The sequence below is a fragment of the Mycobacterium sp. genome (assembly GCF_035653355.1).
Classification (GTDB): Bacteria; Actinomycetota; Actinomycetes; order Mycobacteriales; family Mycobacteriaceae; genus Mycobacterium.
In genome coordinates, this window is the sequence record NZ_DASRBZ010000541.1 from 1 (window position 1) to 7231 (window position 7231).

General features: G+C 66.2%; 8 protein-coding genes. 6 read left to right on the forward strand and 2 right to left on the reverse strand.

Annotated features, from left to right (window positions below):
- Positions 1 to 1091 (forward strand): mycofactocin system GMC family oxidoreductase MftG (mftG, locus tag VFA16_RS18525; RefSeq protein ID WP_324969217.1); only part of this gene is annotated, 1091 nt, incomplete at its 5' end.
- A gap of 214 nt (positions 1092 to 1305) precedes the next feature.
- Positions 1306 to 1929 (forward strand): helix-turn-helix domain-containing protein, encoded by a 624-nt coding sequence (locus VFA16_RS18530; protein ID WP_324969222.1) that lies wholly within the window; start codon positions 1306 to 1308, stop codon positions 1927 to 1929.
- On the opposite strand, the gene VFA16_RS18535 is transcribed toward VFA16_RS18530, so the two are convergent.
- A complete protein-coding gene (locus VFA16_RS18535; protein WP_324969218.1) occupies positions 1874 to 3124 on the reverse strand; it encodes a cytochrome P450 in 1251 nt (416 codons plus the stop codon). The genes VFA16_RS18530 and VFA16_RS18535 overlap by 56 nt on opposite strands.
- A gap of 156 nt (positions 3125 to 3280) precedes the next feature.
- Here VFA16_RS18535 and VFA16_RS18540 point away from each other — a divergent pair, with 156 nt between their 5' ends.
- Entirely contained in the window at positions 3281 to 4852 is a 1572-nt protein-coding gene (locus VFA16_RS18540) for a carboxylesterase/lipase family protein (RefSeq protein WP_324969223.1), read from the forward strand.
- A gap of 135 nt (positions 4853 to 4987) precedes the next feature.
- Here the strand turns inward: VFA16_RS18540 and VFA16_RS18545 are convergent, their stop codons facing one another.
- Positions 4988 to 5464 carry a hotdog fold domain-containing protein gene (locus tag VFA16_RS18545; RefSeq protein WP_324969219.1) on the reverse strand — a complete coding sequence of 159 codons (477 nt, stop codon included), beginning with the start codon at positions 5462 to 5464 and terminating at the stop codon, positions 4988 to 4990.
- A gap of 345 nt (positions 5465 to 5809) precedes the next feature.
- Here VFA16_RS18545 and rpsJ point away from each other — a divergent pair, with 345 nt between their 5' ends.
- The 3 genes from rpsJ to rplD all read left to right on the forward strand — a co-directional run.
- Complete coding sequence (gene rpsJ, locus VFA16_RS18550; RefSeq protein WP_003873519.1) at positions 5810 to 6115, forward strand: 30S ribosomal protein S10; 306 nt, start codon at positions 5810 to 5812, stop codon at positions 6113 to 6115.
- Between the two features lie 14 nt (positions 6116 to 6129).
- The gene (rplC, locus tag VFA16_RS18555; RefSeq protein WP_324969220.1) at positions 6130 to 6783 is read left to right on the forward strand and encodes a 50S ribosomal protein L3; all 654 of its coding nucleotides are present in this window, start codon (positions 6130 to 6132) and stop codon (positions 6781 to 6783) included.
- Positions 6783 to 7231, forward strand: a 449-nt coding sequence (rplD, locus tag VFA16_RS18560; protein WP_324969221.1) for a 50S ribosomal protein L4, incomplete at its 3' end; no start/stop codon positions are given. The genes rplC and rplD, both read left to right, overlap by 1 nt.

Below are 7231 nucleotides of genomic sequence, written 5' to 3' on the forward strand. Positions count from 1 at the left end.
GGGCGGGTGTACTGGACCACTTTCGGGCGATCGAGACAGACTTAGACTTCGACGATCCGGCACACGGCCGTGATGGGCCGATCCCAGTACGGCGAACGTGCGAATTCGTCGGGACCACAGAGTCTTTCATAGCAGCAGCGCAGCGTGCCGGTTTTCCCTGGATCGATGACCTGAATGATGTTGGGGCCCAACATGGGATGCCGGCAGGCGTGGGTGCAGTCCCCCTCAATATCGTCGACGGTGTACGCACGGGAGCAGGCGCCGGGTTTCTGCTGCCCGCACTGAAACGGACCAACCTCACGCTGCTGGAGCGAACGCGGGTAATACGGGTCCGGTTTTCGGGCACCCGCGCGGTCGGGGTCGATGCGATCGGACCGGGCGGCCCGATCGCACTAGCGGCCGATCGAATCGTTTTGTGCGCAGGAGCAATCGAGTCAGCGCACCTGTTGATGCTGTCGGGTGTCGGGGACGAGGCGATGTTGCGCGCCGTCGGCGTGCGGGTGCTGGTACCGCTGCCGGTCGGGATGCGTTGCAGCGACCACCCGGAATGGGTGTTGCCCACCAGCTGGGCGGTGGCCCCCCAACGTCCGGTGCTGGAAGTGGTACTGAGCACTGCCGAAGACATCGAAATCCGGCCATACACAGGAGGATTCGTCGCAATGGTGGGCGACGCCGGCGGTGGCTACCCGGATTGGCCGCATATCGGGGTAGCCCTCATGCAGCCGCGGGCGCGCGGGCGCATCACGCTGGTATCCGCCGATCCGTTTGTGCCGCCGCGCATCGAGCAACGCTACGATAGCGAGCCCGACGACGTCGCCGCCTTGCGTCGGGGCAGCGAACTTGCGCGCGAATTAGCAGGCGGGGCTGCACAAGTCGGGCAACCGTTGTGGTCGACGTCGCAACATCTTTGCGGCAGTGCGCCGATGGGCACGCAGCACGACCCCGGTGCGGTCGTTGACCACCGTTGCCGGGTACATGGTATCGAGCGCCTCTGGGTGGTCGACGGCTCAATTCTGCCGGCGATCACCAGCCGCGGACCGCACGCCACTATCGTGATGCTCGCGCACCGGGCCGCCGAGTTCATCGAATAAGGTGCGCTAGGCGAGCAACCAAGGTCCACCCCAGTACGCTGGTCATGCCGGATGGGGCTCTCCACCAGTGGGAGACCCCTCGCGCCGGCGGCGCTGGAGATTTCGAGACTCCCGGTCTCGTAGGTAGACGGCTAGTCTTGTTCCTAAACGGGAGGTGGTCCACATCGCCGACAGCAGTACCGATCCGCGGCCCGCGCGTTCGCGCGCTCGTTTGCTGGAAGCCGCCACTGCGTTACTTCGCTCCGGGGGACCCCGGGCGGTGACCATCGATGCGGTCACTCGTGGCGCCAACGTAGCCAGAGCGACGCTGTATCGCCACTTCCCGAGCGCGAACGATTTGCTGGCAGCAGCGTTCAACAGCCTGCTCCCACCGGCGCCGATGCCGCCGGCTGAGGGTTCGCTGCGGGACCGGCTGATCGCGCTGGTGCTGGCCGAGGCGGAGTTGATCGCCGAAGCGCCCTTCATGCTGTCCGCGATGTCCTGGATGGCGCTGGGCGGCGACCTAGAACAGTTGCCAGAACCGCGTGACGCCGCCGACAGCCCTGCGCTGACCACGCTGCGCGAACGCATCGCCCAGCAGTACGCGGCCCCGTTCGACGCCATTTTCGATAGCCCGGAGGCGGCCGAACTCGGTGACATCGACCGCTCCCGTGCGATCGCGCTCCTGATTGGCCCACTGGTTTTGGGCCGGTTATCCACCTTGCCTGATTTCGACTACCGCGAGTGTGCCCGCGCCGCGGTGGACGGTTTCCTCTACGCGCAGCGCCAGCAAAGCAAGAGCATCACCGCAACTGGTAGCGGATCGGCAGATGCTTCAGACCGCCGACAAATACAGTAGCGATAAGTTCTGGCTCACCGTTCAGCTCAATAGATTTCAGCCGCGGCAGCAGCTCAGTGAAGAAGCTGTTCACCTCCATCCGGGCTAGTGCGGCGCCCAGGCAGAAGTGCACCCCGTACCCGAAAGCCAAGTGCTTGTTGGGATCACGCCCGACGTCGAAGCGGAACGGGTCGTCGAACACCTCCTCGTCGCGGTTGCCGGAAACGTAGGACAGATACACCGACTCGCCCTTGGTGATCGGCACACCGCGAACGACGGTGTCCTCCGTGGCGGTGCGCATAAATTCCTTGACCGGGGTGACCCAACGGATCATCTCTTCGACGGCCAGCGGCATCAGGTCAAGGTTCTCGGTGAGTCGCTTTCTCTCATCTGGGTTTTCGATCAGCGCCTGCAGCCCACCGGCAATAGTCGCGCTGGTGGTGTCATGCCCAGCCGTGGCGATGATGACGTAGTACGAAGCGGTCTCGACGTCCGACAGCGGTTCGCCGTCCACGCGGGCATTGGCAATCGCCGACGCCAGGTCCTCGGTTGGGTGTTCACGCCGCGACGCGGTGAGAGCGCTGAAATAGCCGAAGAAATCGAGCAATACCTGGAGTTGTTCTTCGGGGGTGCTGCCGCGTTTGAATTCGGCGTCATCGCCGCCGAAGAGCTCCTGGGTGAGCCTGAGCATCCGCGGGAAATCCGATTCCGGTAGACCCAGCAGCGACATGATGACGTAGAGCGGGTAGTTGACGGCAACCTCTTGCACGAAGTCGCACTCGTTGCCGGCGGCCATCATTTTGTCGACGTAGATCTTGGCCAGCTCGTCGACGCGAACCTTCAACGCTCGCATCGCCTTGGGCCGAAACCAGTCCGCGCCGATCGCCCGCACCACCCGGTGTTGCGGGTCGTCCATGTGGATCAGCGTGCGCAGGCCCATCCCAGCCTCCAGTTGGGCGCGCGCGATGTCGTCGTTCTCCGCGGTCTGCAACAGCGGCCGGGGCTCGTTGACCCACAGGTTGTTGGCCCGCTCGATGTCCATGATGTCGGCATGTTTGGTGATCGCCCAGAACGGCCGGTACGGCGGACAGTCGACCAGCGATACCGGGGCGTGGGCGCGCAGATGAGTCAGGGCCGCGTGCAGGCGTGGCTCGTCGGTGTAGGCGGTCGGGTCGGCGAATACTTTCGCAGCCTCGTCAATGATCGGTGTGCTCATCGGACTCCTCGCGTCGCCGGGCTGTCATCAGTGTCAGTGATCGGCGACGCGGCGGGAGCGGTTTGCGTCGATCAGCTGGCCCTGCCTTGTCCTAGGCTCGGTTTCGTGCGAATCGCACTACCACGCGTGGGGGCCGTCGCGGTGTTGGTGACCGCGATGTTGGTGGCGGCATGCGGTCATGGCGGCGTCCTGCCACGGCAAAAGTCGGCTCCGGATCGCACAGGCCCAGCAGACGCCGGCGTAGTCCGCACCGCTTTGGGTCTGGTTCGCGGCCAGGTGGCCGCGGATTACCGCCTGTTCCAAGGGATTCCGTATGCGGCACCCCCGGTGGGGCCGCTGCGCTGGCAACCGCCGCAGCCACCGGCGCCGTGGACTGGAATGCGGGACGCCACTAAGCCGGGCCCGCAGTGCATGCAAGAAAGCCGCGGCCGAAAGGCGACCGGTGAGGACTGCCTGACGCTCAACGTGTGGACGCCGCCGCTCAAGGCCACCGCCGAGAAACACCCGGTGATGGTGTGGATTCACGGTGGCGGCTTCGTCAATGGCAGCGGCGACCTGTACAACTCGCGGTGGCTGGTCGGCCAGGGCCACATTGTCGTCGTCACGATCAATTACCGGCTGGGCGCGCTCGGATTTCTGGCTCACCCTTCGCTCGGGGCGGGCGATCGTGTCGGCAACTACGGGCTGGCCGACCAGCAAGCGGCACTGCGCTGGGTTCGAGGCAACATCGCCGACTTCGGCGGGGATCCGACCAGAGTGACCATCGCCGGGGAATCGGCAGGCGCCATGTCGGTGTGCGACCACCTGGTGGCACCTGGGTCGGCGGGGTTGTTCCGTGCCGTAATCATGCAAAGCGGACCGTGCCAAGAGCAGGCCGACCTGGCTACGGAGCAGCGCACCAGCCTGGACTATGCGGCATCGGTCGGCTGCCCCGATCCGCGCACCGCCGCGCAGTGCTTGCGCGCGCTGCCGGCCACCAAGCTGGCCCGGCCGCCCTGGTACTTGCGTATCGGCGACTCGGACTCGCTGTCGGGCCCGGCGACCGGGACAGCGACGCTGCCGGTCGAACCGGTCGCTGCAATCGCCGCCGGCCGTGCCGCCAAGGTTCCGGTGTTAATTGGAACCAACCAGGACGAATTCACGATGTTCACCGCACTGCGGTATTTGCGGCTGGGGCGCACCATGACGGCTGCGGAGTATCCGCGTGTGCTGGCCGACATTTTCGGTCCGGACGGTCGGGCAGTGGTGGCGCACTATCCGCCCGAGCGCTACGGCGGTGACGTGTCCCTCGCCTACTCCGCTGCAGTGACCGACGGTGTATTCGCTTGTGTCGCCGACCGAGTGGCCGAGGGGCTGCGTCGGGGATCACCGGTGTATGCGTACGAATTCGACGACCGCGGGGCTCCGGCGCCCGATCCGTTGCGCCGTGCGCCGTTCCCGGTCGGTGCCAGCCACTCGCTGGAATTGCGCTACCTCTTCGCCGTCGGCGGGGCGCCTCCGCTGAGCCCGGCGCAGCGCCAGCTGTCCGGCCAGATGATCGCCTACTGGACGCAGTTCGTCACCAGCGGCGTACCGAAAGCGGCCGGCCAACCCGGTTGGCCGCCGCTGGGCGGCGATCCGGCGCACACCCCGTACATGTCGCTGCGGCCCGATGGCAGCAGGGTGGTCGCCAACTTCGCCGACTCGCACCAATGCCCGTTCTGGGCCAGCTTGAAGGGGAAGCGCTAGAGGCCTGCTAGCCCGCCGAGACTGCGGCCACCGCGCCGAGACTGCGGTCATGGCGTGCAATCCTGCTCGACGCGCGGCGTGTGCAGTCTCGATGCCACCGCAGTCTCGAGGTGCATGCCGCGCCCGGACGACGCCTTACCGCGCCGGTGTCACCCAGGTAGTGATGTCGGCGTGCACCACTTCGGTCCCGTCGCGGTCAAGGACCCTGACCGGGACCACGACGTCGACGCCGTCGGTGATCGCAGCGAAATCGGGAGGGTCCAGCCGGGCCTGCGCCCGCAGCGACGTGGTTGCCTTCTCCAGATACTGCACTGCCATTGCCTTCGGGATCCAGCGGTGGCTGCGCGGCACGGTGGCCTCCATCAGCATGCCCATCGCGACCTCCGCGGCGTTGCAGCAAGCGATGGCGTGCACGGTGCGCAAGTGGTTGTAGGCCAAGAACCACTTGGGCACCTTGACCTCCGCCAAGCCCGGTTCCATGCGCACCACGTGCGGAAGGATCGAGGCGAAATACGGCACCCGCGCCATCGCCGCCGCCGAAAACAAGCGTGTGCCGCCCGGGAGGCGAGACAGGCGCTGCCAAGCCTGATACGTACTGCTCGGAGCGGTCATGCCGACGTACCTTACTCGCGAGTAAGGAATCGCTGAACCGAGGCCGCCAAAGATTTGGCCGATACCATGATCTAGGGCATACTGTTCAGGTTGCCTTGCGCCGGGTTAGCGCCTGGCCAGGCATCCGACCGGCGCCCGCACGGGCGCGTCCGGTCCCAACCTCGGAGCGCGACGAATTTCGATCGCGGCCGAGGCTGCGTGTGGGCGACACACCCGAGCGCGGGGGCCGGTGGACCAGGACAGGTAAACAGCGGCGCAATATCCGGCGCGACGCTGGATCGACCTAGATCGATCGGCGCGCTGGGCACACAGGTCCAGATATGGGAAGAGTGAGGTAGGAGAAGCGTGGCGGGACAGAAGATCCGCATCAGGCTCAAGGCCTACGACCACGAGGCCATTGACGCCTCGGCGCGCAAGATCGTCGAGACGGTCGTGCGGACGGGTGCCAGCGTGGTGGGTCCGGTGCCGCTGCCGACCGAAAAGAACGTGTACTGCGTCATTCGATCCCCGCACAAGTACAAGGACTCGCGGGAGCACTTCGAAATGCGAACGCACAAGCGGCTGATCGACATCCTCGATCCGACACCCAAGACGGTGGACGCGCTGATGCGCATCGATCTGCCGGCCAGCGTCGACGTCAACATCCAGTAGGGGTTTGCGAAGCAATGGCGAGGAAAGGCATTCTCGGCACCAAGCTGGGCATGACGCAGGTGTTCGACGAGAACAACCGGGTTGTCCCGGTGACGGTGGTCAAGGCCGGGCCGAATGTGGTGACGCGCATCCGTACTCCTGAGCGCGACGGCTACAGCGCCATCCAGTTGGCCTACGGCGACATCAGCCCGCGCAAAGTCAACAAGCCGCTGACCGGTCAGTACAACGCGGCCGGTGTCAACCCGCGCCGGCACCTGGCCGAGCTGCGGCTCGACGACCCGGACGCGGCCGCCGAGTACCAGGTGGGCCAGGAGCTGACCGCCGAGATCTTCACCGACGGCAGCTATGTCGACGTGACCGGCACCTCCAAGGGCAAGGGCTTTGCCGGAACGATGAAGCGGCACGGTTTTCGCGGGCAGGGCGCCAGCCACGGTGCTCAGGCGGTGCACCGACGGCCAGGTTCGATCGGCGGCTGCGCCACCCCCGCTCGGGTGTTCAAGGGCACCCGGATGGCCGGCCGGATGGGTAATGACCGGGTGACAACCCAGAACCTGTTGGTGCACAAGGTCGACGCCGAGAACGGCGTGCTGCTGATCAAGGGCGCCATCCCGGGACGCAGGGGCGGCCTGGTGATGGTGCGCACCGCGATCAAAAAGGGTGAAAAGTAATGGCAGGCATCAAGATTGACGTCAAGACGCCGGACGGCAAGACCGAGGGCTCGGTCGAACTGCCGGCCGAGCTGTTCGACGTCGAACCGAACATCCCGTTGATGCACCAGGTGGTCACCGCGCAGCGGGCGGCCGCTCGCCAAGGCACGCACTCGACGAAGACGCGCGGCGAGGTGCGCGGCGGCGGTCGGAAGCCGTACCGGCAGAAGGGCACCGGCCGCGCCCGGCAGGGCTCGGTGCGGGCCCCGCAGTTCACGGGCGGCGGCACGGTGCACGGTCCCAAGCCCCGTGACTACAGCCAGCGCACCCCGAAGAAGATGATCGCCGCAGCGTTGCGCGGCGCGCTTTCGGACCGGGCCCGCAACGGCCGTATCCACGCGGTCACCGAAATCGTGTCGGGTCAGACCCCGTCGACCAAGAGCGCCAAGGCGTTTCTGGCCACGCTGAC